Here is a 23,538-nt window from a genome sequence, read left to right as displayed (position 1 = left end):
TTCAGCCCCACCACTTGGTGCCTCGCCTAGGCTCGGCATGCCCTCACTCCGGCATTGCTCCGTGGGCCCGCCGCGAAGGGCCATCCATGGCCCAGCGCGGCTATCCCGGCATCCATGCCGGGATGCCCACTGCGCAATGCCTGCGTTCGGCCAGCGTGGTTAACGGGGCGCTGAGATCAACGTCCACCGCGAGGCGGCCTAGTAGCCGACCTGGTTCTTGATAGGACCGCATTTCTCCTGTGGGAGCGAGCTTGCTCGCGATGAGGCCAGTCAGCTCAACATCCATGTGACTGAACCACCACCATCGCGAGCAAGCTCGCTCCCACATTTGATCTTCAGAGGTCACAGAGTTCATGTGAGTCGCAGTACCTCTGTGGGAGCGAGCAGGCTCGCTCCCACATGGATTTTCGGCAGTCACAAGATGCCCAGACGCCGCAGAACCCTGTGTGGGCTTGCTCGCGAAGGCGTCGGTACCATCCAACATCATTGCAAACTGATCCACCGCTTTCGCGAGCAAGCCCGCTCCCACAGGAAAAACGCGGTCTCACCAAGAACCAGGTCGGCTATCAGGCCGCCTCGGTTTTGTTTTTGATCTGGGGCGCCCCATTAACCACGCTGGCTGAACGAAGGTATTGCGCAGTGAGTATCCCGGCATGGATGCCGGGATACCCGCGCTGGGCCATGGATGGCCCTTCGCGGCGGGCCCACGGAGCAATGCCTTCGTTCAGGCATGCCGAGCCTAGGCGAGGCACCAAGTGGTGGGGCAGAAGCGCTTTGGTTACTTTCGACTGGGCCGGCTTCCGGGCTTTTCGAAAGTGACCCGCCGTCAGGGCGGAACCATAAGCCGCCGTTACCGCAGCAACGGATATACACACCAAACGAAGCCCCCCTCAAGGACTGTAATACCCCACCGCCACCAGAAAATGCCCAACCTTCTTCAGGTAAGCATGCTTGTCCTCAACCTTGCCAGTCACCGGGTTCTTCCAACGATACTCATACTCCCCCACATCCTGCTTGCCGATCATGGTCAGGATCGGCTCCCCCACCGGTTTGCCATCCGGATCCTTGACCTTGGCAAAATCGGTATTGATCAAGCGCAGGTTGGTGCCATGGCCGACATACCGCCGGGTATCGAGGTCAACGACAAAGACATACAGGTCATCCTGCAGATAACCGCCCTTGAGGGAGTTGACCGCCGTCAGCGTGGCTTTCTCGTTTTTCAGCAGGTCGCTCGAGGCCTTGTCCAGCAACGCCTTGGCCTGTTCGGCGGAAGCCCGTGGCAGGTAGTAGCCGACGGCCAGGATTCGCTCGCCGACACGCTGGAAATACACATGCTTGCGCTCAACCTTGCCGTCCGCCCAGTTCTGCCAACGGTACTCGGCTTGCTGGATGCCGCTGGCCTCGGGAGTTTTCAAGGCGTCCTTGAAGGCTTTGCGCAGGTCCGGGCCCAGCACTTCGGACACGTCTCGCCCGATCAGCGCTGAGGAAGGCCCGCCGCTGGCGAGCATCACACCCTGGGTATCCACCACGAATACGTAGCGATCCTTGTCGACGAAATCCCCCTGGCGACTGAAAGCGGCAAAGGCTTTGTCGCCGTTGTCGTGGTAATAGGCCAAGGCCTTTTCCAGCAGCGAGCGGGCCGCCTGGCCGTCATCCGGTGTCGCTGCATGAACCGGTGCCAGCCCCAGCACAAGCATTGCGCCCAGCCAGGCCATCCTGTGAAAAAAAACCATATGCGCGCCCCTCGTTCTTGTTGGTGTTTCAAGAGCGTAGACGGCGTGGGGTGATGTTGGAGTATTCAGGGAATTGCTGGGGAGGCCTGGTGCATCAGTGGGTATTGATACTGACTGACAGGACGTCATCGCGAGCAAGCTCGCTCCCACACTGGAGGTGCTTACCCTGTGGGAGCGAGCTTGCTCGCGATAACGGCGGCACATTCAGCATGATGCGCACTGACACGCCACTATCGCGAACAAACGCCAACAGGCTTATTGACTGCGGAGTTGCTGCTGCAAGTTCTGGATCTGCGCCTGCAGGGTGTTGATATTACGGGTGACCTGGCCGCGGAAGGCGTCGAACTCGGCGGTATTGCCGCCCTTGTCCTGCTGGCTCTTGAGCACGATCACATCCTGCTCCAGGCGATCGATAGCCGAGTTGGAAGTGGCTCTTTTCAGGGCGGTGATGTCGGCACCGATGCTCTTGAGCTGAGCATCCAGAGCGCCACCCTCGCCTTGGCTTTTCAGGGCAGTAACTTCAGCCACCAGCGTCTTGACCTGGGCTTGGAGCTCCTTGTTGGAAGCTTGCAACTGAGTGTTGGTGTTCTGCTGTTCAGTGGCCTGGGCAATGAGCTGGGCCAGTTCCTTGTCCAGGTCGGCAGACGGACCGAAGGTAGCTTGCTGTTGCTTGTACTGCTCCAGCAGTTTGTTGTCGAATTGCTTGCCCTGATCCTGCAGCTTGCTTTCCAACTGCTTGATCTGCAGTTTCAAGGCCTCACTGTCGCTCATCACGTTGGACTGGCCGGCGACGACCTTGCCGGAAAACTCCTGCAGTCGTCCCGCCGCATCTTCACTGATCCGCGCGAAGCTCTCCTGGGTGGCCACCAGTTGCTGCTCCATCAGGGAAATCTGCTGGAAGCTCCACCAGGCCAGGAAACCGAACGCACACAGCAGCGCGCCGACCAATGCCCACAGCGGCCCGGTGCTGGGCCCCTTGACCTTGGCCGCGGCAACGGGCGCCGGGCGCGCTTGCACGTGAGGCTGGCGGTTGGGCAGGAAATCATCGTCATCGGGAATGTCGGCCCGCATCCGCAGGCTCGGTACATCATCGAAGTCGTCGTTGGCATCGTTACGCATGGGCATGGTTCAACCTTTGGGAAACCGGTGATGGCTTGATGCGGTGAGTATAACCCCCTCACCCGCCGCACCGATTGACCCCGAACCTGGCACTCGGTTCATGACGGGGCGATCAGCGGGCACTTTGGACCTTCCACCAGGCACAAAATTCATCGAGGGCGGTCCACAGGCTGACCTGCGGATCATAATCGAGATAATGCCGGGCCCGGCTGATGTCCAGGGTGAAATTTTTGTTCATGACCTGCATGCCCAGGCGCGACAGCGTCGGTTCGGGGCGGCCCGGCCACAATTTGCAGAAACCTTCATTCAGGGCCGCGACACTATAAGCCAAGCCGTAGGAACGATAACGCCGGACCTGTGGGACTTCCATCTGGCGCATCACATAATTGACCACATCCCACAGAGGAACCGGTGCCCCATTGCTGATGTTATAGGCCTTGCCCAACGCTGAATCGGTCGCCAGCAGGCTGCTGAGCAGCGCTTCGTTGAGGTTCTGCACGCTGGTGAAATCCACTTTGTTCAGCCCGTTGCCGACAATTGCCAGGCGCCCCTTGCGCTGCATTTTCAACAGCCGCGGAAAAATGCTCATGTCACCGGCGCCGGTCACGAAACGCGGGCGCAGGGCCAGCACTTCGAGGCCGAACTCCTGGGCGCCGAAGACTTTCTGCTCAGCCAGGTACTTGGTGGCGGCGTAAGGGTGCTTGAAGCGCTTGGGCACTTGTTCTTCAGTCAACCCGAGGTGGTCACGCCCGTCGAAGTAGATGGACGGCGAGGACAGATGAACCAGCCGGCGAACCTTTTGCTTGAGGCAGGCCTCGACGACATTTTCCGTGACCTGGACATTGCCCTGGTGGAAATCCTGATAGCGGCCCCAGAGCCCCACGGAGCCGGCGCAATGCACCACGGCTTCGACATCCAGGCACAAATCCCGGGCCAGCAGCGGGTCGCTCAGATCCCCTTGGACAAACTGTGCACCGCGACGCACCAGGTGCTCCACGCTCTCGGCCCGGCGACCGTTGACCCGTACATCCAGGCCTTGCTCCAGGGCGAAACGCGCGAAGCGCCCGCCGATGAAGCCGCTCGCGCCGGTGACCAGAATTTTCATGAATGCTCCTAAGAAATGCGGTTACGAGTCTCGCGCTACAACTGCAAATTTATCTGTGCGCCGCTTTTACCAGCAGCTTGACGTCTACTGCGCCTCCCAAGGCACCAGCCACTGCCGGGAGGAGCGGATCAACTGCTCGGTCAACAAGCCGAGCAACTGCCCGCCATTGCGCCAATGATGCCAGTACAGCGGCACATCGATCGGTTTATCTGCCAGCAATTCCACCAGCACGCCTCGCTCCAGCTGTTCGCGCACTTGCAGCTCCGGCACGAGCCCCCAGCCCAGCCCGACTTCAGCAAGACGAATGAAACCTTCGGACGAGGGGCACAGATGGTGCTCGAAACCGCCCTCCACGCCCACGGACGCAAGGTAGCGGTGCTGCAGGAAGTCATCCGGGCCAAACACCAATGCCGGCGTATGGGCCAGTTGATCGGCCCGTACCCCGTCGGGGAAATGCCGGGCAATGAACGCCGGGCTGGCCAGCGCCCGGTAGCGCATCGCTCCCAGCAACACGCTGCGGGCGCCCGCCACCGGACGTTCGCTGGCGCAGACACACGCCGCCACTTCACCGGCGCGCATGCGCTTGAGGCCAACGGTCTGGTCCTCCACCACCAGGTCGAGCAACAGGTGATGCTCGGCGCAGAAATCGCCCACGGCCGCCGCCCACCAGGTTGCCAGGCTGTCGGCGTTCAAGGCGATGCGCAAACGTTCCGGCAGACCCTCTTCATCCAGGGCCGGCACCAGGCTTTGCAGGTCGCGCTCAAGCAGACGCACCTGTTGCACGTGATTGAGCAGCCGTCGGCCGATCTCCGTGGGTGCCGGCGGCGTGGCACGTACCAGCACGGGCTGGCCGATGCGCGCTTCCAACAGTTTGATCCGTTGGGAAATGGCCGATTGCGATAAACCCAACACCTGGGCCGCGCGTTCGAAACCGGCCTGCTCGACCACGGCAGCCAGGGCAGAAAGCAATTTGTAGTCGAACATCAGTTTTCCTAATGAGCAATCAGCAGGATTGGTTTTTCTTATACAACCCTTCCCCGGAGAATGGCCAGCATTCGTACACAAACCGGGGATCAAACCTATGTGGCAAAGTTATATGAACGGCCTGCTGGTAGCCCTTGGGCTGATCATGGCCATCGGCGCCCAGAACGCATTTGTGCTGGCCCAGAGCCTGCGCCGCGAACATCATCTGCCCGTGGCGGCGCTGTGCGTCACATTCGATGCGCTGCTGGTCGCCGCCGGGGTTTTCGGCTTGGCGACATTGCTGGCCCAGAGTCCGTTGCTGCTGTCGATAGCCCGCTGGGGCGGTGCGGCTTTCCTGCTCTGGTACGGCAGCCTGGCACTGCGCCGGGCCTGCTCGAAGCAAAGCCTGCAACAGGGGGGAAACCAGGCCGTGCGCTCGCTGCGGGCGGTGCTGCTCAGCGCCCTGGCGGTGACGCTGCTCAACCCCCACGTCTACCTCGACACCGTGCTGCTGATCGGCTCCCTCGGTGCCCAGCAGAGCGTGCCCGGCGCCTATGTCGTGGGCGCGGCCAGTGCCTCGCTGCTGTGGTTCTTCACCCTGGCCTTCGGCGCTGCGTGGCTGGCACCCTGGCTCGCTCGCCCAAGCACCTGGCGGATCCTCGACCTGCTCGTGGCGACGATGATGTTTACCGTGGCGGTGCAATTGATCGTGAACGGCTGATTATTCCAAACCGCTCTGGAACCTCTATTCCACACAGTTGTTGCGTGGTTATGCCGCACCCCCGGTGCTATGATCCGACTCCTGCGCCGCAAAGAGTACAAACTCCCCGGCGCTAGTCTGGCCGCCCGTGATCGGCCTTGCGCTCACCGCAACTGACCTGATTAGGAGAATCACCATGGCTTTCGAATTGCCGCCGCTGCCCTATCCACACGATGCACTGCAGCCGCACATCTCCAAAGAGACTCTGGAATACCACCACGACAAGCACCACAACACCTATGTCGTGAACCTGAACAACCTGGTGCCTGGCACCGAGTTCGAAGGCAAGACCCTGGAAGAAATCGTCAAGACTTCCTCGGGCGGTATCTTCAACAACGCCGCTCAGGTCTGGAACCACACCTTCTACTGGAACTGCCTGGCGCCAAACGCCGGCGGTCAACCAACCGGCGCGCTGGCTGAAGCCATCAACAAGGCCTTCGGTTCGTTCGACAAATTCAAGGAAGAATTCAGCAAGACGTCCATCGGCACCTTCGGTTCCGGCTGGGGCTGGCTGGTGAAAAAGGCTGACGGTTCCCTGGCCCTGGCCAGCACCATCGGCGCCGGCAACCCGCTGACCAGCGGCGACACCCCACTGCTGACCTGCGACGTGTGGGAACACGCCTACTACATCGACTACCGCAACGTTCGTCCGAAATACGTCGAAGCGTTCTGGAACCTGGTCAACTGGAAATTCGTCGCCGAGCAGTTCGAAGGCAAAGCCTTCACCGCCTAAGCGTCGATGCCAGACAAGAAAACCCGGCGTCGTGCCGGGTTTTTTTTGCCGGGCAAAAATGACCGCAGGCAAAATACCTCGGGTCTGGAACCCAAGAAAAAATCCCTGGAGGCCTCAAGTTGCGGCCCCTTCCAACCGACACAATGGTCGTAGAGCAATCACTCTGGAAAAAACGTACATCGGTGAGGTTTCAAGCGAAAACCCTTGTGTTTGATTGTCCCTTTGACTGACATCACAGGATTGCCAATACTCATGGCAACTTGACGCTACCCGCACGGAACAAGGAACCACTCTTTGAAGCTGGAACTCAAGAACAGCTTGTCTGTGAAGTTGCTCCGGGTCGTGCTCCTCTCGGCATTGATCGTTGGCATGGTCTTGAGCTGCGCCCAGATCGTGTACGATGCCTACAAAACCAACCAGGCCGTCGCCAGTGACGCCCAGCGGATCCTCGACATGTTCCGTGATCCTTCGACCCAGGCCGTCTACAGCCTGGACCGGGAGATGGGCATGCAAGTGATCGAGGGCCTGTTCCAGGACGAAGCCGTACGCATGGCTTCCATCGGCCATCCACGCGAAACCATGCTCGCCGAAAAAACCCGGCCCTTGCAGCACTCCGAAAGCCGCTGGCTGACCGACCTGATCCTGGGCAAGGAGCGCACCTTTACCACGCAACTGGTGGGACGCGGCCCCTATAGCGAATATTACGGCGACCTGAGCATTACCCTCGACACCGCCACCTACGGCGAAGGCTTCATCGTCAACTCGGTGATCATTTTCATTTCCGGGATGCTGCGAGCCCTGGCCATGGGCCTGGTGCTGTACCTGGTCTATCACTGGCTGCTGACCAAACCATTGTCGCGGATCATCCAGCACCTGACCGAAATCAACCCCGATCGCCCCAGCGAGCACAAAATCCCGCAGTTGCGCGGTCACGAACAAAACGAGCTGGGCCTGTGGATCAATACGGCCAACCAACTGCTCGAATCCATCGAGCGCAACACGCACCTACGCCACGAAGCGGAAAACAGCCTGCTGCGCATGGCCCAGTACGACTTCCTCACCGGCCTGCCCAACCGCCAGCAGCTGCAACAGCAACTGGACAAGATCCTGGTGGACGCCGGGCGCCTGCAACGCCGGGTGGCGGTGCTGTGTGTGGGGCTGGATGACTTCAAGGGCATCAACGAACAGTTCAGCTATCAGACCGGCGACCAGTTGCTGCTGGCCCTGGCCGACCGACTGCGGGCCCACAGCGGCCGGCTCGGCGCACTGGCGCGGCTGGGGGGCGACCAGTTCGCCCTGGTCCAGGCCGACATCGAACAGCCTTACGAGGCCGCCGAACTGGCCCAGAGCATCCTCGATGACCTGGAAGCGCCGTTCGCCATCGACGATCAACAAATCCGCCTGCGGGCCACCATCGGCATCACCCTCTTCCCCGAAGACGGCGACAGCACCGAGAAACTGTTGCAGAAAGCCGAGCAGACCATGACCCTGGCCAAGAGCCGCTCGCGCAATCGCTACCAGTTCTACATCGCCAGCGTCGACAGCGAGATGCGCCGCCGTCGCGAACTGGAGAAAGACTTGCGCGAGGCCCTGGCCCGCGAGCAGTTCACCCTGGTGTACCAGCCGCAGATCAGCTACCGCGACCTGCGGGTGGTGGGCACCGAAGCCCTGATCCGCTGGCACCATCCCGAGCACGGCCTGGTGCCGCCGGATCTGTTCATTCCCCTGGCCGAGCAGAACGGCACCATTATCGCCATCGGTGAATGGGTGCTGGACCAGGCTTGCAGGCAATTGCGCGAATGGCACGACCAGGGCTTCCTCGACCTGCGCATGGCGGTCAACCTGTCGACGGTGCAACTGCACCACGCCGAACTGCCGCGGGTGGTGAACAATCTCCTGCAAATGTACCGGCTGCCGCCGCGCAGCCTGGAGCTGGAAGTTACCGAGACCGGCCTGATGGAAGACATCACCACCGCTGCCCAGCATTTGCTGAGCCTGCGCCGCTCCGGGGCGCTGATTGCCATCGATGACTTCGGGACCGGCTATTCGTCCCTGAGCTACCTCAAGAGCCTGCCGCTGGACAAGATCAAGATCGACAAGAGCTTCGTCCAGGACCTGCTCGACGACGAGGACGATGCAACCATCGTCCGGGCCATCATCCAGTTGGGCAAGAGCCTGGGGATGCAGGTCATTGCCGAAGGCGTCGAGACGGTCGAACAGGAAGCCTACATCATCGCCGAGGGCTGCCACGAAGGTCAGGGGTATTACTACAGCAAACCGCTGCCGGCACGGGAATTGGGCCTTTACCTGAAGCAGGCCGAGCGCAGCAAGGTTTCCATCATCTGATTTCTCCCCCCGGCGCCAAGCCTTTGTAGGAGCTGGCGAAGCTGCGATCTTCGGTTTGTTCGCCTGGGATTCAAGCGTCAGTGAAAAGATCGCAGCCTCGCTTCGCTCGGCAGCTCCTACAGACGCTACCGAAGGCGGCAATCTCCCATCATTAAATAAGAAATATTTACACCTGCAACCCTTTACACATAATGCAAATCTTTCGCATTATGTCGCAGTTTCGCGCACCTCGCGCCTGTCCCATCCATCATCGAAGCAGGATTTGCCATGATTCGTATGCCCCTGGCTACTGCCAGTCTGCTGGCTATCGCTATTTCCCTCGCCGGTTGCGGCGAAGGCAAAGACAAGGCCGCCGCGCCGCAAGCGCCAACGCCTGCCGCCAGCACCGCGGCACCGGTCGCCCCTGCTGCCGCCGGCAAAATCGACGAAGCTGCCGCCAAGGCCGTTGTCGCGCACTATGCCGACATCGTCTATGCCGTCTACAGCGATGCCGAATCCACGGCAAAAACCCTGCAAACCGCCGTCGACGCGTTCCTGGCCAAGCCGAACGCCGAGACCCTGAAGGCCGCCCGGACTGCCTGGGTCGCCGCACGCGTGCCTTACCTGCAAAGCGAAGTGTTCCGCTTCGGCAACACCATCATCGACGACTGGGAAGGCCAGGTGAACGCCTGGCCCCTGGACGAGGGCCTGATCGACTACGTCGACAAATCCTACGAGCACGCCTTGGGTAACCCGGGCGCCACCGCCAACATCATCGCCAACACCGAAGTCCAGGTCGGCGAAGACAAGGTCGATGTGAAGGACATCACCCCGGAAAAACTCGCCAGCCTCAATGAGCTGGGCGGTTCCGAGGCCAACGTCGCCACCGGCTACCACGCCATCGAATTCCTGCTGTGGGGCCAGGACCTCAACGGCACCGGCCCTGGCGCGGGTAACCGCCCGGCGTCGGACTACCTGCAAGGCGCTGGCGCCACCGGCGGTCACAACGACCGTCGTCGTGCCTACCTCAAGTCCGTGACCCAATTGCTGGTCAACGACCTCGAAGAGATGGTCGGCAACTGGAAGCCGAACGTGTCTGACAACTACCGCGCCACCCTGGAAGCCGAGCCCGCCGAAAGCGGCCTGCGCAAGATGCTGTTCGGCATGGGCAGCCTTTCCCTGGGGGAACTGGCGGGCGAACGCATGAAAGTGTCCCTGGAAGCCAACTCGCCAGAAGACGAGCAGGATTGCTTCAGCGACAACACCCATAACTCGCATTTCTACGATGCCAAGGGTGTACGTAACGTGTACCTGGGCGAATACACCCGCGTCGACGGCACCAAGATGACCGGCGCGAGCCTGTCGTCCCTGGTCGCCAAGGCCGATCCGGCCGCGGACACCGCGCTCAAGGCCGACCTGGCCGACACCGAGGCCAAGATCCAGGTCATGGTCGATCACGCCAACAAAGGTGAGCACTACGACCAACTGATCGCCGCCGGCAACACCGCGGGCAACCAGATCGTGCGCGACGCCATCGCCGCACTGGTCAAGCAGACCGGTTCGATCGAACAGGCTGCGGGCAAACTGGGCATCAGCGACCTGAACCCGGACAACGCTGATCACGAGTTCTGATCAACGCCGGCTGGCTGACGGTTAACGCAGCCAGCCAAGCCACAAACCTGTGGGAGCGATCCTGCTCGCGATTGGGGACTATCAGTCGACATTCATGTTGGCCGGTCTACCGCCATCGCGAGCAAGCTCGCTCCCACAGGAATTTCGTTGCTTGTGATTCATCATTGCAACCCCGCAAGCCGCCCTTCGATAAACCGCCGTTCCGGCAATTGCTGCGTCAACTCAAGCGCGCGTCGATACGCCGACCTCGCCTCGTCCAAGCGTCCCAGTTGACGACAGAACTCCGCCTGCGCCGAGTAGGCCAGGTGATAGTCGAGTAATTCCCCACGCCCCAGGATCGCCTCGACTAGGCGCAAGCCGGCTTCCGGTCCATCGCGCTTGGCCAGGGCAGCGGCGCGGTTGAGTTCGATCACCGGCGATGGCACGGCGCGCAGCAGCACATCATAAAGCCCGACGATCTGCGGCCAGTCGGTCTCCTGCGCCGTCGGCGCTTCGGCATGCACCGCCGCAATCGCCGCTTGCAGGCAGTACGGCCCGAACCGGCGAGTTTTCAGCGCGGCTTCCACCAACGCACAGCCCTCGGCGATCAGCTCGGCATCCCATAAGGATCGCGCCTGTTCATCCAACAGGATCAGCTCACCGGTCGATGAAGTTCGCGCCGGACGCCGGGATTCGTGCAGCAGCATCAACGCCAGCAACCCCAAGACCTCAGCCTCGGGCAGCAATTCCATCAGCAGGCGCCCGAGGCGGATGGCTTCGCGCGTCAGGTCTTCGCGGGTCAGCTCGGCGCCCATCGAGGCCGAATAACCTTCGTTGAACACCAGGTAGATCACCCGCAGCACGCTGTCCAGCCGTTCCGGCAGTTCCGCGCGGGACGGCACCTGGTAGGGGATCCTGGCATCGCGGATCTTCGCCTTGGCCCGTACGATGCGCTGGGCAATGGCCGCCGGGGCGGCGAGGAAAGCCCGGGCGATTTGCTCGGTGGTCAGGTCGCAGACTTCCCGCAGCGTCAGGGGCACCTGCGCGTCCGCCGCCAGGGCCGGGTGGCAACAGGTGAAAATCAGCCGCAGGCGATCGTCTTCCACGTCTTCGTCACTCCATTGGCCCTGCTCCAACTCTTCGAGCTGGGCGATCAACATCGGCCGGGACGCGGCGAAACGCGCGCGCCGGCGCAAACTGTCGATGGCTTTGAAACGCCCGGCAGACACCAGCCAGGCCCGCGGGTTGTCCGGCACCCCGTCGCGCTGCCAGCGCTCGACCGCAATGAAGAAGGCCTCGTGCAAGGCTTCTTCGGCGAGATCGAAATCCCCCAGCAGGCGAATCAACGTCGCCAGGATCCGCCGCGAGTCTTGCCGATAAACCTGCTCGACCCGCGCCTTGACCGCTTCGACCGACATCAGTCGGGCATGCCTTGGGTGACCAATGTTTCAAGCCGGTCCAGGCTCTGGCCCCAGCCCTCATGGAAGCCCATGGCTTCGTGCGCCTGGCGATCCTCCTCGCTCCAGTGCAGCGCACGGGCGGTGTAACGGGTTTTGCCGTCCACCTCCTCGAGCAGTACCTCAGCGGTCATGAAGGCTTTGCCGGAGGGAATCCAACCGGGCACGAACGCGTCAGTGAACACCAGGCGCTGCGGGGCGAGGATTTCCAGGAACACGCCCATGGTCGGGTATTCACTGCCGTCGGGCGCGCGCATCAGGGTGCGAAACTGACCGCCGACCCACAGGTCCATTTCGCACTCCGGCGTGGTCATGCCATGGGGGCCCCACCATTGGACCAGCAAGGCGGGCTCGGTCCAGGCGCGGAAAATCTTCTGACGCGGAGCGTCGATCATTCGGCTGATGGATAACGCGTAAGGGGCAGCTGCAAGGTTCATGAATGAAGTCCTGTTTGTATTTGTTGTTCAGGGGTTCAGTTGGCGTACCGGTCGCACTTCGACGCAGCCGACCCGGGCCGCCGGGATATTGCCGGCGACCTGGATGGCTTCGTTGAGGTCCTTGGCATCGATCAGGTAGAAGCCCGCCAGTTGCTCCTTGGTTTCGGCGAACGGGCCGTCGGTGATCGACAGCTTGCCGCCGCGCATGCGCACCGTGGTAGCGGTCTGCACCGACTCCAGGGCCTCGGCGGCCAGCATCCGCCCACTGCCCTGGATCGATTCGGCATAGGCCATGCACTCGGCGTCCTCCGGGCTGTCGGGCGAGTTGTGCAGCGTGTGTTCGTTGCTATACACCAAGCATAGGTACTTCATGGAAGGCTCCGTGATCGGACTGATCAACTATGGACGGCAGAATGAGGCTCAGCAAAAAAACCGACGATCAGGGTTGCAGGTCGAACAGCGTCGTACCGGCCATCGGGTCGAACGGCGCGGACCAATGTTCATGGACGATCCGCCATTGCCCGGCTACACGCCGGTAGCAGGCCGTCACGCGCATCCAGCAGGCTTGTTCCTCGCCTTTGTCGTTGGTGCCGCCGCAATAGGCCAGCCAGTGGGCGAAGGCGATGTTCTCGGCCGGGGTAATCTTGACCTGATGGAAGTCGAACTTGTGCGGGCCGGGGCACATTTCCATGCAGGCTTGCCAATGGGCCCGGTAAGCGGTCTTGCCCTTGAATTGCAAGGCCTGGATGGCATCGAACGAGACGATGTCTTCGTCATAGAGCGCCATGACCTTTTCGACGTCCTTGGCCATGACCGCTTGGCGATAGGTGTCGATCAGGGCCTGGATTTCGGTTTCAGTGGCTTGGGTATTCATGGTGATTCTCCGCGGTTTTTTGTTGAAGACACCCTTTGTCGTTTGGAGAAACAGCGAATCGACAACCCAACAAAAATAATTCAAAGAAAAAATTCGCTAGAATCCAGGTCCTATTCTGCTGGTAAACAACGGATGTTTTTGTGACCGCTCAGCTCGTACCCTACGAAGACCTGACCCCGCTGCAACGCGAACAGGTCAGCGCCATCGAAATCCACCCCGAACAGATCAAGTTCGCCGGCGATATCCACGGCGCCCTGCACACGCTGCTGTCCAAGCCCGGCCCCGGGGTAAAAGGGTTTGCGCTATTGGCTGAAGAGGTGCCGGTGGCCTTCCTGCTGCTCAAGCGCCCGCCGGTACTGCCCGCCTGGGCCAATGAACACAGCGCCACCCTGCATGCCCTGCAAGTCGATCACCGGGCCCAGGGCAAAGGTTATGGCAAGGCCTGCCTGCAGGCGCTGCCCGCCGTGGCGCGAGCCGCCTGGCCGGAAATCCGCGGGCTGGAGCTCTCGGTTGACGCCGATAACGACTCGGCCATCGGCCTGTACACCCGGCTGGGCTGGGTCGACAGTGGCGAGGCCTACAAGGGCCGCATCGGTTACGAGCGGCGAATGGGGTTGGCGTTTTGATGGACCTTGACCCATAGACTCAGGATGAATGGATGATGTTGACGTCGATTGAACAGCTGGAAGCGCTTTATGGCCTGCCCCACGAACGGGCAGTGCGCAAACAGATCCCCTTCCTGAACGAGGATTACCAGGCGATGGTCCGGGCCTCGCCGCTGGTGGTCATCGGTTCGGCAGGGCCCGACGGCCTTGATAGCTCGCCGCGGGGCGATGTGCCGGGTTTCGTGCAGGTCCTCGACGAGTGCACCCTGGCCTTGCCGGATCGTCCCGGCAACAACCGCATCGACACCCTGCGCAACGTCCTGCACGATCCGCGGGTATCGCTGCTGTTCCTCATTCCCGGGATTGGCGAGACCTTGCGGGTCAACGGTACGGCCCGGATCAGCGCCGAACCCGCGCTGCTGGAGCGCTTTGCAGTCAACGGCAAGCCGGCTCGCACGGTGCTGCTGGTGACGGTCGAAGCGGCGTTTTTCCATTGCGCCAAAGCCATCGTGCGCTCAGACCTGTGGAATCCGGCTCGCCATCTCGAACGCTCGGCCCTGCCCAGCGCCGGGGCGATCCACAAGCGCTTGAATGATGGGCAGTTCGATGCCGAGACTTATGACCGTGAAGCACCTGCGCGGGTGCAGGCCAGCCTGTACTGAAGCAGCGACGATCAACTTGGCTTGAGCGGGATCCAGATCTCCAGGGTGCCTTCGCCGGTCCTGGGGTTGAAGTCCTCGCTGTAGCGCTCGAACTCCGGCAATTGCGCCGCCGTGTGACCGGAACGCGGCAGCCACTCCTTCCAGATGTATTGGAACGTGTCCGGCAGTTGTTTCAACGACCCCTTATGTTCGAAGACGGCGTAATACCCCGGCTGGATTTCGATCCAGCGGTATTGTTCCGGCAGATCGTCGAGCCGGCTGATTTCCACGCCAGCGATGTATTCGAACCCACCCTTCCCGTCCGGGTTGCAACACACGCCGTAGGTCACTTCATCTTTCTGCCCTGGCACCTTGCCGAGCCAGGGCAGGAACTTTTCCCAGAGCAAAGGAATATCTTGGGCAGTGTCCTGGGTAAACCGAGCACCAAAGCCGGCAATAAGCTGAAAACGTCCCTGTTCAAAGCGTGGTTCGGCTATGTAATCGCGTTTGGGCTTTTCCATGCGGCAACACTCCAGCAAACGTGAAGTCGGGCTTGGCAGTATAGAAGCCAAACCGTGATTGCCAGGGCCGTTTCGCTTGTCAGATTCCAGGCAAGGCGCTGGTGACGGCTTTTCCGACAAACTCGTTGTAGCCAGAAACAATCACGTACACCGCGAAATAGCAGAAGATCGCGGCGGATGCCCAATAGGAGTAACGCAGCAGTTTATCCCCCAACAATTTGCCGCCCTGGGTCGCCGCCAGGCACAGGGCCGCGCACCACAACAACCCGGCACAGAGAAAACCACTGAGGAACAGCGCCGAGCTGAGCAAGGTGCCACCACCCGAACGCGCGATCAGTGTGCCGCCCACCGCAGCGAACCAGAGGATGGCACTGGGCGATGACATGGCCAGGAAAATCCCGCGAAAGAACTCCTGGCGCGGGGAGTTGCCCTGCACCTCCCCAGCCTCGGCCAGCACGGCGCTGTGATAGATCGCCGAATGGATCATCTTCGCCGCGAAATACAGCAACAGCACCGAGCCACCCAGCCACAGCACCCAGCGCACCGCTTCGTATTGCAGCAGGACAGTCATGCCCGCCAGGGCCAGGACGGCGTAGACCAGGTCGCCCACGCAGGTGCCCAGGCCCAGGGCGAAACCCTGGAAGTAACCGCGCTGCATCGCCAGGGTGATCATCGCGATATTGGCCACGCCTATGTCCAGGCACAGGGAGAGACTCAGCAGGAAACCGCTGGAAAATTCCATCATTCATTCCGTTCGATTGGGCTACAGCGAATTCAACTGCCCGCAGCCGGCGTTGATGGCTGCGTGGCGAGGTCGACAGTGTCGTCGAAAATAGTTGTGCGCGGCTACTGGACAATCCGACATCCGCCCGATTATCTTGCGCCGCAGGCCACCGCAGTGGCCAACGTCGCTCGGACGGTTCCGGGCGCTCACGTATCTCGAGGCAACAATGGCCGAACAAGGTTCGCCGCGCCGCTTTGCGCGTATCGATCGACTCCCCCCGTACGTATTCAATATCACTGCCGAGCTGAAGATGGCTGCGCGTCGGCGCGGCGAAGATATCATCGACTTGAGCATGGGTAACCCCGACGGCGCCACGCCCCCGCACATTGTGGAAAAGCTGGTCACCGTCGCCCAGCGGGAAGACACCCACGGCTATTCCACCTCCAAAGGCATCCCGCGCCTGCGCCGCGCCATTTCGCGCTGGTACAAGGACCGCTATGAGGTGGACATCGACCCGGAAACCGAAGCCATCGTCACCATCGGTTCCAAGGAAGGCCTGGCCCACCTGATGCTGGCAACCCTGGACCAGGGCGACACGGTGCTGGTGCCCAACCCCAGCTATCCGATCCACATCTACGGCGCGGTGATCGCCGGCGCCCAGGTGCGTTCGGTACCGCTGGTGCCAGGGGTGGATTTCTTCGCTGAACTGGAGCGGGCCATTCGCGGCTCGATTCCCAAGCCGAAGATGATGATCCTCGGCTTCCCCTCCAACCCCACCGCCCAGTGCGTGGAGCTGGACTTCTTCGAACGGGTCATCGCCCTGGCCAAGCAGTACGACGTCCTGGTGATCCACGACCTGGCCTACGCCGACATCGTCTACGACGGCTGGAAAGCCCCGTCGATCATGCAGGTGCCTGGCGCGAAAGACATCGCGGTGGAGTTCTTCACCCTGTCCAAGAGCTACAACATGGCCGGCTGGCGCATCGGTTTCATGGTGGGCAACCCGGAACTGGTCAACGCCCTGGCGCGGATCAAGAGCTACCACGACTACGGCACCTTCACCCCGCTGCAAGTGGCCGCCATCGCCGCCCTGGAAGGCGACCAGCAATGCGTGCGCGACATCGCCGAGCAGTACCGCCAGCGCCGCAACGTACTGGTCAAGGGCCTGCATGAACTGGGCTGGATGGTGGAAAACCCCAAGGCGTCGATGTACGTCTGGGCCAAGATTCCCGAAGCCTATGCCCATCTGGGCTCACTGGAATTTGCCAAGAAGCTGTTGGCCGAAGCCAAGGTCTGCGTCTCGCCGGGGGTGGGGTTCGGGGAATATGGGGATGATCACGTGCGCTTCGCGCTGATCGAAAACCAGGACCGGATTCGCCAGGCCGTGCGCGGGATACGTGGGATGTTCCGGGCGGATGGGTTGATAAACAAACCTGGCGCCTGACGCAAAAACAACGGTGGGAGTTTGCTCCCACCCTGGATCTGTTGATCACCCGAAACCAGTGTGGGAGCGAGCTTGCTCGCGATAGCGACATAACAGTCAGCATCTCTGTCGACTGTTACACCGCCATCGCGAGCAAGCTCGCTCCCACAGTTGGGTATTGCTCTGGTTCAGACCACCAGCGACAGCAGCAGGATAAAGATCAACCCCACCACGGACAGGATGGTTTCCATCGCGGTCCAGGTCTTGAACGTTTCGGCCACGGTCATGTTGAAGTACTGCTTGACCAGCCAGAAGCCCGCGTCGTTGACGTGGGACAGGATCAACGAACCGGCACCGGTCGCCAGCACCAGCAGCTCACGGTTCACACCCGGCATCATCCCCACCACTGGCACCACGATCCCGGCACCGGTAATGGTCGCCACCGTCGCCGAGCCTGTGGCAATGCGGATCACCGCAGCCACCAGCCACGCCAGCAGGATCGGCGAGATCTGCGCACTCACCGCCATGTGGCCGATCACGTCGCCCACACCACTGGTCACCAGCATCTGCTTGAAGCCACCACCGGCACCGATGATCAGGATGATCGCGGCGGTCGGCGCAAGGCTGGCATCCAGCCATTTGAGCATCTGGTTGGCACCGATGCCCTGCTTGTAGCCGAAGGTGTAAAGCGACAGCAGCAACGCCAGCAGCAACGCCGAGATCGGGTGGCCGATCATGTCCATCCAGGCGCGGAAGAGGTTGCCATCGGGCAGCGCTACGTCAGCGAACGTCTTGAGCAACATCAGGAATACCGGCGACAGCACGGTGATCAGGGTGATGCTGAAGCTTGGCAGTTCGGCGGAGTCCGTCTCGCGGGCCAGTTGGTCCACCAGCTCCTGGTTCGGATGGCCGGGGATGTGCTTGGCAATGAACGTACCAAAGATCGGCCCGGCAATGATGGCCGTCGGCAGCGCTACGATCAGGCCATAGAGAATGGTCTTGCCGATGTCCGCGCCAAACACGCCGATCGCCAGCAGCGGCCCCGGGTGCGGCGGCACCAGGCCGTGGACGGCGGAAAGACCGGCCAGCAGCGGGATACCGATCTTGATGATCGACACGCCGGTGCGACGTGCGACGATGAACACCAGCGGGATCAGCAACACGAAGCCGATTTCGAAGAACAGCGGGATGCCCACCAGGAACGCGGCGAACATCATGGCCCACTGCACCTTGTCCTTGCCGAAGGCGCGGATCAGGGTCTGGGCGATCTGATCGGCCCCGCCCGACTCGGCCATCATTTTGCCGAGCATCGTGCCCAGCGCCAGGATGATGCCGACAAAGCCCAGCACACCACCGAAGCCGTCCTGGAACGCCTTGATGATGGTGCCGGTCGGCATGCCCGACGTCAGGCCGAGGAACGCGGCGGCGATGGTCAGTGCAATGAACGGGTGGAATTTGAACTTGGTGATGAGGATGATGAGTCCGATCACCGTGACCACTGCATCAAGCAGCAGGAACGTCTCGTGGGACATGCCGAACATGGGAGGTGTCTCCTGATTTGTTGTTGTTATTGAAGCAGTTATTGGTTAGCCGTCGGGGTAGCGCTATCTTTCTGACGCAAATTTTTTGAAACTCAGCCGGCAAGCTTCAAACCATGGTCCAACCACCAGACGTAAGCCTGATGCGCCAACTCTTCAACGCTGTGGCTGGACGCATCCAGAGCCAGGGTCAGGGGCTCGCCGACAGGGGATTGAAGGGTGGCAAACTGGCTGTCGATCAGGGTCGACGGCATGAAATGGCCGGGACGATGGGAAACGCGGTCGGCGGCCACTTCGGGGGTCAATTCAAGGAATACGAAGCCCAGGCCAGGCAAGGCACTGCGCAGACGCTCGCGATAACTGTGCTTGAGGGCCGAGCAGGTCAGCACCGGGCGCTCGCCCGTGGCATCGACACGGCGCAACTCATCGCACAGGCTGTCGAGCCAGCCGGCACGGTCGTCGTCGTTCAAGGGAATACCGGCGCTCATCTTCTGGATGTTGGCCGCTGGGTGGAAAGTGTCGCCTTCAATGGCAGTGGCGCCGCTCAGCTCGCATAGCGCCTGGCTGACGCAAGTTTTGCCGCAACCGGCAACGCCCATGATGACCAGGGCGGTGATGGGATTATTCATGTAACACCTCAGCGCGCAGACAGCGCTACCTTTGCCAGTTATGACACCGCAGCAAAAGCAGAAGTTGCCGACGCCTTCTTGTCATTTTTGTGGTTGCAGCATGTTCGTTCACGACACCAGCACACGGGGGATCAGGCAAACCCCACTTACGCAATTGCAGCCGCGTCGAGACAGCGCTACCTTAGTGCCTTGATTTTTGTTTGGCAAGCCGCCCTGATGACCGCCCCTAAAAACGATAAGAATACTCGCACCACCGGTCGCCCTACGCTCAACGAAGTCGCACGCCTGGCCGGTGTCAGCCCGATCACCGCCTCCCGCGCCCTGCGCGGCGTCAGCACCGTAGCCGTCGATCTGGTGGAAAAAGTCCGCCAGGCCGCCGTGGAGCTCAACTACGTCGTCAACCCCGCCGCCCGCGCCCTGGCTTCGGCCCAGAGCCATTCGGTGGTGGTGCTGGTGCCGTCGTTGTCCAACTTGTTGTTCATCGACACCCTGGAAGCCATTCATCGGGTCCTGCGACCCAAGGGTTTCGAAGTGGTGATCGGCAACTACCACTATTCCCGGGACGAAGAAGAAGACCTGTTGCGCAACTACATGGCCTATCAGCCGCGTGGTTTGCTGTTGACCGGTTTCGACCGCACCGAAAGCGCCCGACGCATGATCGAGGCCAGCAATATTCCCTGCGTGTACATGATGGAACTGGACCCCGGCGCGGGGCTCAATTGCGTCGGCTTCTCCCAGCTCAAGGCCGGCGAAACGGCGGCCGAGCATCTGATCTCCAAGGGCCGCAAGCGCCTGGCCTACATCGGCGCGCAACTGGACCAACGCACCCTGCTGCGTGGCGAAGGTTTTCGCCGCGCCCTGCAGAAAGCCGGTCTGTATGACCCGGACCTGGAACTGCTGACCCCGCGCCCGTCATCGGTAGGCCTGGGCGGCGAATTGTTCCTGCAGTTGCTGGACAACCACCCCGATGTCGATGCGATCTTCTTCGGCAACGACGACCTGGCCCACGGTGCCTTGTTCGAGGCCCTTCGCTGCGGCATCAAGATTCCCGAGCAGGTTGCGGTGCTGGGCTTCAACGACCTGCCCGCCTCGGCCCACACGGTGCCGCGCCTGAGCAGCATCAGCACCCCACGGGAAGCCATCGGCCGCCGCGCAGCCGAGCAAATGCTGACGTTAATGGCCGGCAACCGCATCGCGCAGCCGGTGGTGGACATGGGCTTTGAGCTCAAGGTCCGCGAAAGCACCTGAGCCCGGCACGATGCGGTCGATCCATGCCGACGAACGGCAAGGATTGGCCGCCCCGCTCGCCCCGCGCCAGCCCATCGCGTTGGAATACGGGCCTCGCGGCGACGGCATGGGAATTGCTCCTGCCCATCGCTCAGTCATTACCCACAGGTATTCATCATGTTGGTCAGTGCAAAACAGCAAGCGATGGTCTTGCCGCTCAAACGCCCGGGCGAAGATCCCACTGCCGAAGCCGCCAGCGGCCTGCAAAGTGCCGCGTTGCAGGCTTTGCGCGATAACGTCCAGGCCCAGGCCAGCCAGGGCGCTGCCCAGGTCCAGGAGTCCTTCACCCAACGAGCCACGCAACAGGTCAATGCGAGCACCGCCATCAGCGACAACGTCGACGAGGCGTTCGCCAAGACCCGCGTGCAATTGCAGACCGTGGCTTCACCAGCATCCGAAGAAACCACGACATTGGGTGGTTCTGCGACGGCAGAATTCAAGGACTACATGAGCAAGACGCCCGAAGAGCGCCTGCGCGACAGCATTCTCGAAGAGATGGGCATTACCGAGGAAGAGTTCGAGGCGATGCCGCCCGAGAAGCAGATGGCAGTCAGCCAGGAAATTGCCCAGCGCATGCAGGACAAGTCGGCGATCGCACAGGTGGAAAAGGCCCAGCAGAGCCGCACCGACGACAAAGCCTCGGCCACGGATATGTTTCTCGCCTCGCTTTAAGCCTCGCGCATGGCGGAGCATTTGAGCTGGGGGTTAGCGCCCCAGCTCAAACCTGAGGCCAACCGAAGCAGTATCGGTTCAATGACCGAACAGGTTCACCTTCTTGGTTTTTTTGTCGGCGCGCTTTTCATCGGCAGTTTTCGCCGGTTTTTTCTTTGCCGCTTTTTTTGAATCCATGCCTTTGGCCATGATACGTACTCCACTCATACGGGATGTGAAGTCAGGTATACACCTATCGCCGCACCTGCGTTCTTTTATAATCGCCCTCCCCTTATCGCCCACGACCCTGTCATGTCCGAAATCCATTATGCAGCGCTCGAAGAGTCGCTCTGGCCGCTGATGAACAAGTTCTATCGCGCCCACCAATCCTCGATGAAAGCGGTGCGTGACGCGCAGCTCTGGGTGGCGCGGCGCGATGAGATCGTCGCCGCCCTGTGCCTGCGGCCGGTGTCGGGTGGGCATTGGTTGACAGGGTTGTTCGTCGCCCCGGCGTACCGAGTACAAGGCATCGCCGCACGGTTGATCGCCGAAGCGGTGAACGGCGTGAATGAACCGGTGTGGCTGTTCTGCCACCCGGATCTGCGCGGTTTTTATGAACGGAGTGGTTTCAGCTTCGACCCCGAACTGCCCTATGCGATGGCCGAACGCCTGAGCCGGTATGCGCGTAGCAAGCCGATGATTGCGATGGGGCTTGCGCCTGCAAAATCCTGAAAATCAACACACCCCATTGTGGGAGCGAGCTTGCTCGCGATGGCGTCAGGTCAGTTGCATCAATAGTGGCTGACACACCGCAATCGCGAGCAAGCTCGCTCCCACAGTGTTCTGTGGTGGGTTATCAATCGTCGGCCGTAGGGTCCAGGTCCGGGAACATCACCTCGGTAAACCCGAACTTGCTGAAATCACTGATACGCGACGGGTACAAGCGCCCGATCAGGTGATCGCATTCATGTTGCACCACCCGCGCATGAAAGCCCGAGGCGTAACGCACGATCGGCTCGCCCTTGGGATCGAAGCCTTCGTAGCGGATATCCTGGTAGCGCTCGACCGCCCCGCGCAGGCCCGGCACTGACAGGCAACCTTCGAAGCCCTCTTCCATCTGCGGGCCCAGTGGGGTGATCAGCGGGTTGATCAGGATGGTCTGGGGCACCGCCTCGGCGTCAGGATAACGCTCGCTGTGCTCGAAGCCGAAGATCACCAGTTGCAGGTCCACGCCGATCTGTGGCGCCGCCAGGCCGACACCGCCGACGCTTTCCATGGTCTGGAACATGTCGTCGATCAGTTGCCACAACTCTGGGCTGTCGAACATTTCGGCGGGCACCGGTGGGGCGATACGCAGCAGGCGTTCGTCGCCCATTTTCAGGATGTCACGGATCATGGTCGGGCTTCGTCAGGGTGGGGATGAGGGATGGAATGGTCGCGGCCCAGGCCCGACACATGCTGTTTTTCGTGCTCGCCCGCGCTCTTTTCGCCCGGGTTCTTGCCCTCGGTGGACATGTGCTCGATCACCGCATTCATCTCCGCACCGAGCAGCAGCACCGCCGAAGAAATATAGAAATACAGCAACAACACGATGATCGCACCGATGCTGCCGTACATGGCGTTGTAGTCGGCGAAGGTCTTGACGTAGAAGGCGAATCCCAGGGAGGCGACGATCCACACCACCACCGCCAGCACAGAGCCCGGGGTGATGAAGCGGAACTCCTGCTTGACGTCGGGCATCACGTAATAGATCAGCGCCACGGCCACCATCAACAGAAACACAATCACCGGCCAGCGCACGATCGTCCACAGCGTGACGATGAACGTCTCCAATCCGACCTGGGCCGCGATCCAGCCCATCACCTGCGGTCCGAGCACCATCAGTGCAGCGGCGGCCAACAGCATGCCGGCGATGCCGATGGTGTAGAAAATCGACAGCGGAAAACGCTTCCAGGCCGGACGGCCCTCGACCACATCGTAGGCGGCGTTCATCGCGCTCATCATCAGCCGCACGCCCGCCGAGGCGGTCCACAACGCAATGACGATACCCACCGACAACAGCCCGCCCTTGGATTGCTGGAGCTGGTCGATCACCGGGTTGACCTGCTCCAGGGCCTGGGGCGGCAGCACCAGCTCCGATTGCAGGCGCAGCCAGGAGAAGAAGTCCGGCAGGTGCAGGAAGCCGATCAATGCGATCAAAAAGAGAATGAAAGGAAACAGCGAAAACAGCATTTGGTAAGCCAATGCCGAGGCGTAGGTCGACATCTCGTCGTCGAGAAACTCGGTCACGGTGCGCATCATCACACGATGCAAGGGTAAGCCTTTCAAGGCCGGGAACATCATGTGCGTCTCCTTTCGCCGCAAAAAAAGGGGGTCGCTTGGCGACTCAGGGGCCGTTATCA

Annotated in this window: 24 protein-coding genes; 10 read left to right on the top strand and 14 right to left on the bottom strand. The window is 61.3% G+C overall.

What is annotated here, in order from left to right:
* Positions 1-890: 890 nt before the first annotated feature.
* From KI235_RS06940 to KI235_RS06925, 4 genes are all read right to left on the bottom strand, one after another.
* Positions 891-1,733 carry a cache domain-containing protein gene (locus tag KI235_RS06940; RefSeq protein WP_003198625.1) on the bottom strand — a complete coding sequence of 281 codons (843 nt, stop codon included), beginning with the start codon at positions 1,731-1,733 and terminating at the stop codon, positions 891-893.
* 255 nt (positions 1,734-1,988) lie between these two features.
* The gene (locus KI235_RS06935; RefSeq protein ID WP_013692448.1) at positions 1,989-2,858 is read right to left on the bottom strand and encodes an ATPase; all 870 of its coding nucleotides are present in this window, start codon (positions 2,856-2,858) and stop codon (positions 1,989-1,991) included.
* Between the two features lie 106 nt (positions 2,859-2,964).
* The gene (locus tag KI235_RS06930; protein WP_003198621.1) at positions 2,965-3,957 is read right to left on the bottom strand and encodes an NAD-dependent epimerase/dehydratase family protein; all 993 of its coding nucleotides are present in this window, start codon (positions 3,955-3,957) and stop codon (positions 2,965-2,967) included.
* 84 nt (positions 3,958-4,041) lie between these two features.
* On the bottom strand, positions 4,042-4,941 hold the full coding sequence (locus KI235_RS06925) for a LysR family transcriptional regulator ArgP (protein WP_003198619.1): 900 nt from the start codon (positions 4,939-4,941) through the stop codon (positions 4,042-4,044).
* Positions 4,942-5,038: 97 nt separating this feature from the next.
* Here KI235_RS06925 and KI235_RS06920 point away from each other — a divergent pair, with 97 nt between their 5' ends.
* The 4 genes from KI235_RS06920 to KI235_RS06905 all read left to right on the top strand — a co-directional run bounded on the left by KI235_RS06920 (position 5,039) and on the right by KI235_RS06905 (position 10,370).
* A complete protein-coding gene (locus KI235_RS06920) occupies positions 5,039-5,641 on the top strand; it encodes a LysE/ArgO family amino acid transporter (protein ID WP_003198617.1) in 603 nt (200 codons plus the stop codon).
* 175 nt (positions 5,642-5,816) lie between these two features.
* Positions 5,817-6,413 carry a Fe-Mn family superoxide dismutase gene (locus KI235_RS06915; RefSeq protein ID WP_003198616.1) on the top strand — a complete coding sequence of 199 codons (597 nt, stop codon included), beginning with the start codon at positions 5,817-5,819 and terminating at the stop codon, positions 6,411-6,413.
* Between the two features lie 294 nt (positions 6,414-6,707).
* The gene (locus KI235_RS06910; protein WP_003198614.1) at positions 6,708-8,759 is read left to right on the top strand and encodes a GGDEF domain-containing phosphodiesterase; all 2,052 of its coding nucleotides are present in this window, start codon (positions 6,708-6,710) and stop codon (positions 8,757-8,759) included.
* A gap of 267 nt (positions 8,760-9,026) precedes the next feature.
* The gene (locus KI235_RS06905; RefSeq protein WP_003198612.1) at positions 9,027-10,370 is read left to right on the top strand and encodes an imelysin family protein; all 1,344 of its coding nucleotides are present in this window, start codon (positions 9,027-9,029) and stop codon (positions 10,368-10,370) included.
* Between the two features lie 161 nt (positions 10,371-10,531).
* Here KI235_RS06905 and KI235_RS06900 read toward each other — a convergent pair whose 3' ends face one another.
* The 4 genes from KI235_RS06900 to KI235_RS06885 form a co-directional block, all read right to left on the bottom strand.
* Complete coding sequence (locus KI235_RS06900) at positions 10,532-11,767, bottom strand: RNA polymerase sigma factor (RefSeq protein WP_212795604.1); 1,236 nt, start codon at positions 11,765-11,767, stop codon at positions 10,532-10,534.
* Positions 11,767-12,243 carry an SRPBCC family protein gene (locus KI235_RS06895; protein WP_013692446.1) on the bottom strand — a complete coding sequence of 159 codons (477 nt, stop codon included), beginning with the start codon at positions 12,241-12,243 and terminating at the stop codon, positions 11,767-11,769. The genes KI235_RS06900 and KI235_RS06895 overlap by 1 nt, the downstream gene beginning before the upstream one ends.
* Before the next feature lie 27 nt (positions 12,244-12,270).
* Positions 12,271-12,615 carry a YciI family protein gene (locus KI235_RS06890; protein WP_003198606.1) on the bottom strand — a complete coding sequence of 115 codons (345 nt, stop codon included), beginning with the start codon at positions 12,613-12,615 and terminating at the stop codon, positions 12,271-12,273.
* A gap of 67 nt (positions 12,616-12,682) precedes the next feature.
* Entirely contained in the window at positions 12,683-13,117 is a 435-nt protein-coding gene (locus tag KI235_RS06885; RefSeq protein ID WP_003198604.1) for an SgcJ/EcaC family oxidoreductase, read from the bottom strand.
* Between the two features lie 140 nt (positions 13,118-13,257).
* On the opposite strand from KI235_RS06885, the gene KI235_RS06880 reads away from it, so the two are divergent.
* On the top strand, positions 13,258-13,743 hold the full coding sequence (locus KI235_RS06880) for a GNAT family N-acetyltransferase (RefSeq protein WP_003198602.1): 486 nt from the start codon (positions 13,258-13,260) through the stop codon (positions 13,741-13,743).
* A gap of 35 nt (positions 13,744-13,778) precedes the next feature.
* Complete coding sequence (locus KI235_RS06875) at positions 13,779-14,384, top strand: pyridoxamine 5'-phosphate oxidase family protein (protein WP_027912031.1); 606 nt, start codon at positions 13,779-13,781, stop codon at positions 14,382-14,384.
* Between the two features lie 11 nt (positions 14,385-14,395).
* Here KI235_RS06875 and KI235_RS06870 read toward each other — a convergent pair whose 3' ends face one another.
* Entirely contained in the window at positions 14,396-14,884 is a 489-nt protein-coding gene (locus tag KI235_RS06870; protein ID WP_003198597.1) for a GyrI-like domain-containing protein, read from the bottom strand.
* A gap of 79 nt (positions 14,885-14,963) precedes the next feature.
* The gene (locus KI235_RS06865; protein ID WP_003198596.1) at positions 14,964-15,626 is read right to left on the bottom strand and encodes a LysE family translocator; all 663 of its coding nucleotides are present in this window, start codon (positions 15,624-15,626) and stop codon (positions 14,964-14,966) included.
* 208 nt (positions 15,627-15,834) lie between these two features.
* Here KI235_RS06865 and alaC point away from each other — a divergent pair, with 208 nt between their 5' ends.
* Positions 15,835-17,052: an alanine transaminase gene (gene alaC / locus KI235_RS06860; RefSeq protein WP_003198594.1), complete on the top strand. Its 1,218-nt coding sequence runs from the start codon at positions 15,835-15,837 to the stop codon at positions 17,050-17,052.
* Positions 17,053-17,219: 167 nt separating this feature from the next.
* On the opposite strand, the gene KI235_RS06855 is transcribed toward alaC, so the two are convergent.
* Positions 17,220-18,572 (bottom strand): GntP family permease, encoded by a 1,353-nt coding sequence (locus KI235_RS06855; RefSeq protein ID WP_003198592.1) that lies wholly within the window; start codon positions 18,570-18,572, stop codon positions 17,220-17,222.
* A 92-nt stretch (positions 18,573-18,664) separates the two neighbouring features.
* On the bottom strand, positions 18,665-19,198 hold the full coding sequence (locus KI235_RS06850; RefSeq protein WP_003198590.1) for a gluconokinase: 534 nt from the start codon (positions 19,196-19,198) through the stop codon (positions 18,665-18,667).
* Between the two features lie 216 nt (positions 19,199-19,414).
* Here KI235_RS06850 and KI235_RS06845 point away from each other — a divergent pair, with 216 nt between their 5' ends.
* The 3 genes from KI235_RS06845 (at position 19,415) to KI235_RS06835 (ending at position 21,868) form a co-directional block, all read left to right on the top strand.
* On the top strand, positions 19,415-20,446 hold the full coding sequence (locus KI235_RS06845; RefSeq protein ID WP_027912033.1) for a LacI family DNA-binding transcriptional regulator: 1,032 nt from the start codon (positions 19,415-19,417) through the stop codon (positions 20,444-20,446).
* Positions 20,447-20,602: 156 nt separating this feature from the next.
* Complete coding sequence (locus KI235_RS06840) at positions 20,603-21,157, top strand: hypothetical protein (RefSeq protein ID WP_003198586.1); 555 nt, start codon at positions 20,603-20,605, stop codon at positions 21,155-21,157.
* 291 nt (positions 21,158-21,448) lie between these two features.
* On the top strand, positions 21,449-21,868 hold the full coding sequence (locus KI235_RS06835; protein WP_003198583.1) for a GNAT family N-acetyltransferase: 420 nt from the start codon (positions 21,449-21,451) through the stop codon (positions 21,866-21,868).
* A 124-nt stretch (positions 21,869-21,992) separates the two neighbouring features.
* Here the strand turns inward: KI235_RS06835 and def are convergent, their stop codons facing one another.
* Together def and KI235_RS06825 are read right to left on the bottom strand one after the other, a co-directional pair.
* A complete protein-coding gene (gene def, locus KI235_RS06830) occupies positions 21,993-22,532 on the bottom strand; it encodes a peptide deformylase (protein ID WP_003198581.1) in 540 nt (179 codons plus the stop codon).
* Positions 22,529-23,479, bottom strand: a complete 951-nt coding sequence (locus KI235_RS06825; RefSeq protein ID WP_003198579.1) for a YihY/virulence factor BrkB family protein — start codon at positions 23,477-23,479, stop codon at positions 22,529-22,531. Before KI235_RS06825 ends, def begins: the two co-directional genes overlap by 4 nt.
* Positions 23,480-23,538 lie beyond the last annotated feature (59 nt).

Origin of the sequence: Pseudomonas sp. St386 (assembly GCF_018325865.1) — a bacterium.
In the GTDB taxonomy this organism is placed as follows: domain Bacteria; phylum Pseudomonadota; class Gammaproteobacteria; order Pseudomonadales; family Pseudomonadaceae; genus Aquipseudomonas; species Aquipseudomonas brassicacearum.
This window is presented reverse-complemented; position numbering and strand designations above follow the sequence as displayed.

Excerpts from the sequence above, each read along its gene's own strand:
- KI235_RS06940 (WP_003198625.1), bottom strand. The coding sequence starts at position 1,733 with ATGGTTTTTTTTCACAGGATGGCCTGGCTGGGCGCAATGCTTGTGCTG.
- KI235_RS06935 (WP_013692448.1), bottom strand. The coding sequence starts at position 2,858 with ATGCCCATGCGTAACGATGCCAACGACGACTTCGATGATGTACCGAGC.
- KI235_RS06930 (WP_003198621.1), bottom strand. The coding sequence starts at position 3,957 with ATGAAAATTCTGGTCACCGGCGCGAGCGGCTTCATCGGCGGGCGCTTC.
- KI235_RS06925 (WP_003198619.1), bottom strand. The coding sequence starts at position 4,941 with ATGTTCGACTACAAATTGCTTTCTGCCCTGGCTGCCGTGGTCGAGCAG.
- KI235_RS06920 (WP_003198617.1), top strand. The coding sequence starts at position 5,039 with ATGTGGCAAAGTTATATGAACGGCCTGCTGGTAGCCCTTGGGCTGATC.
- KI235_RS06915 (WP_003198616.1), top strand. The coding sequence starts at position 5,817 with ATGGCTTTCGAATTGCCGCCGCTGCCCTATCCACACGATGCACTGCAG.
- KI235_RS06905 (WP_003198612.1), top strand. The coding sequence starts at position 9,027 with ATGATTCGTATGCCCCTGGCTACTGCCAGTCTGCTGGCTATCGCTATT.
- KI235_RS06900 (WP_212795604.1), bottom strand. The coding sequence starts at position 11,767 with ATGTCGGTCGAAGCGGTCAAGGCGCGGGTCGAGCAGGTTTATCGGCAA.
- KI235_RS06895 (WP_013692446.1), bottom strand. The coding sequence starts at position 12,243 with ATGAACCTTGCAGCTGCCCCTTACGCGTTATCCATCAGCCGAATGATC.
- KI235_RS06890 (WP_003198606.1), bottom strand. The coding sequence starts at position 12,615 with ATGAAGTACCTATGCTTGGTGTATAGCAACGAACACACGCTGCACAAC.
- KI235_RS06885 (WP_003198604.1), bottom strand. The coding sequence starts at position 13,117 with ATGAATACCCAAGCCACTGAAACCGAAATCCAGGCCCTGATCGACACC.
- KI235_RS06875 (WP_027912031.1), top strand. The coding sequence starts at position 13,779 with ATGTTGACGTCGATTGAACAGCTGGAAGCGCTTTATGGCCTGCCCCAC.
- KI235_RS06870 (WP_003198597.1), bottom strand. The coding sequence starts at position 14,884 with ATGGAAAAGCCCAAACGCGATTACATAGCCGAACCACGCTTTGAACAG.
- KI235_RS06865 (WP_003198596.1), bottom strand. The coding sequence starts at position 15,626 with ATGGAATTTTCCAGCGGTTTCCTGCTGAGTCTCTCCCTGTGCCTGGAC.
- alaC (WP_003198594.1), top strand. The coding sequence starts at position 15,835 with ATGGCCGAACAAGGTTCGCCGCGCCGCTTTGCGCGTATCGATCGACTC.
- KI235_RS06855 (WP_003198592.1), bottom strand. The coding sequence starts at position 18,572 with ATGTTCGGCATGTCCCACGAGACGTTCCTGCTGCTTGATGCAGTGGTC.
- KI235_RS06850 (WP_003198590.1), bottom strand. The coding sequence starts at position 19,198 with ATGAATAATCCCATCACCGCCCTGGTCATCATGGGCGTTGCCGGTTGC.
- KI235_RS06845 (WP_027912033.1), top strand. The coding sequence starts at position 19,415 with ATGACCGCCCCTAAAAACGATAAGAATACTCGCACCACCGGTCGCCCT.
- KI235_RS06840 (WP_003198586.1), top strand. The coding sequence starts at position 20,603 with ATGTTGGTCAGTGCAAAACAGCAAGCGATGGTCTTGCCGCTCAAACGC.
- KI235_RS06835 (WP_003198583.1), top strand. The coding sequence starts at position 21,449 with ATGTCCGAAATCCATTATGCAGCGCTCGAAGAGTCGCTCTGGCCGCTG.
- def (WP_003198581.1), bottom strand. The coding sequence starts at position 22,532 with ATGATCCGTGACATCCTGAAAATGGGCGACGAACGCCTGCTGCGTATC.
- KI235_RS06825 (WP_003198579.1), bottom strand. The coding sequence starts at position 23,479 with ATGATGTTCCCGGCCTTGAAAGGCTTACCCTTGCATCGTGTGATGATG.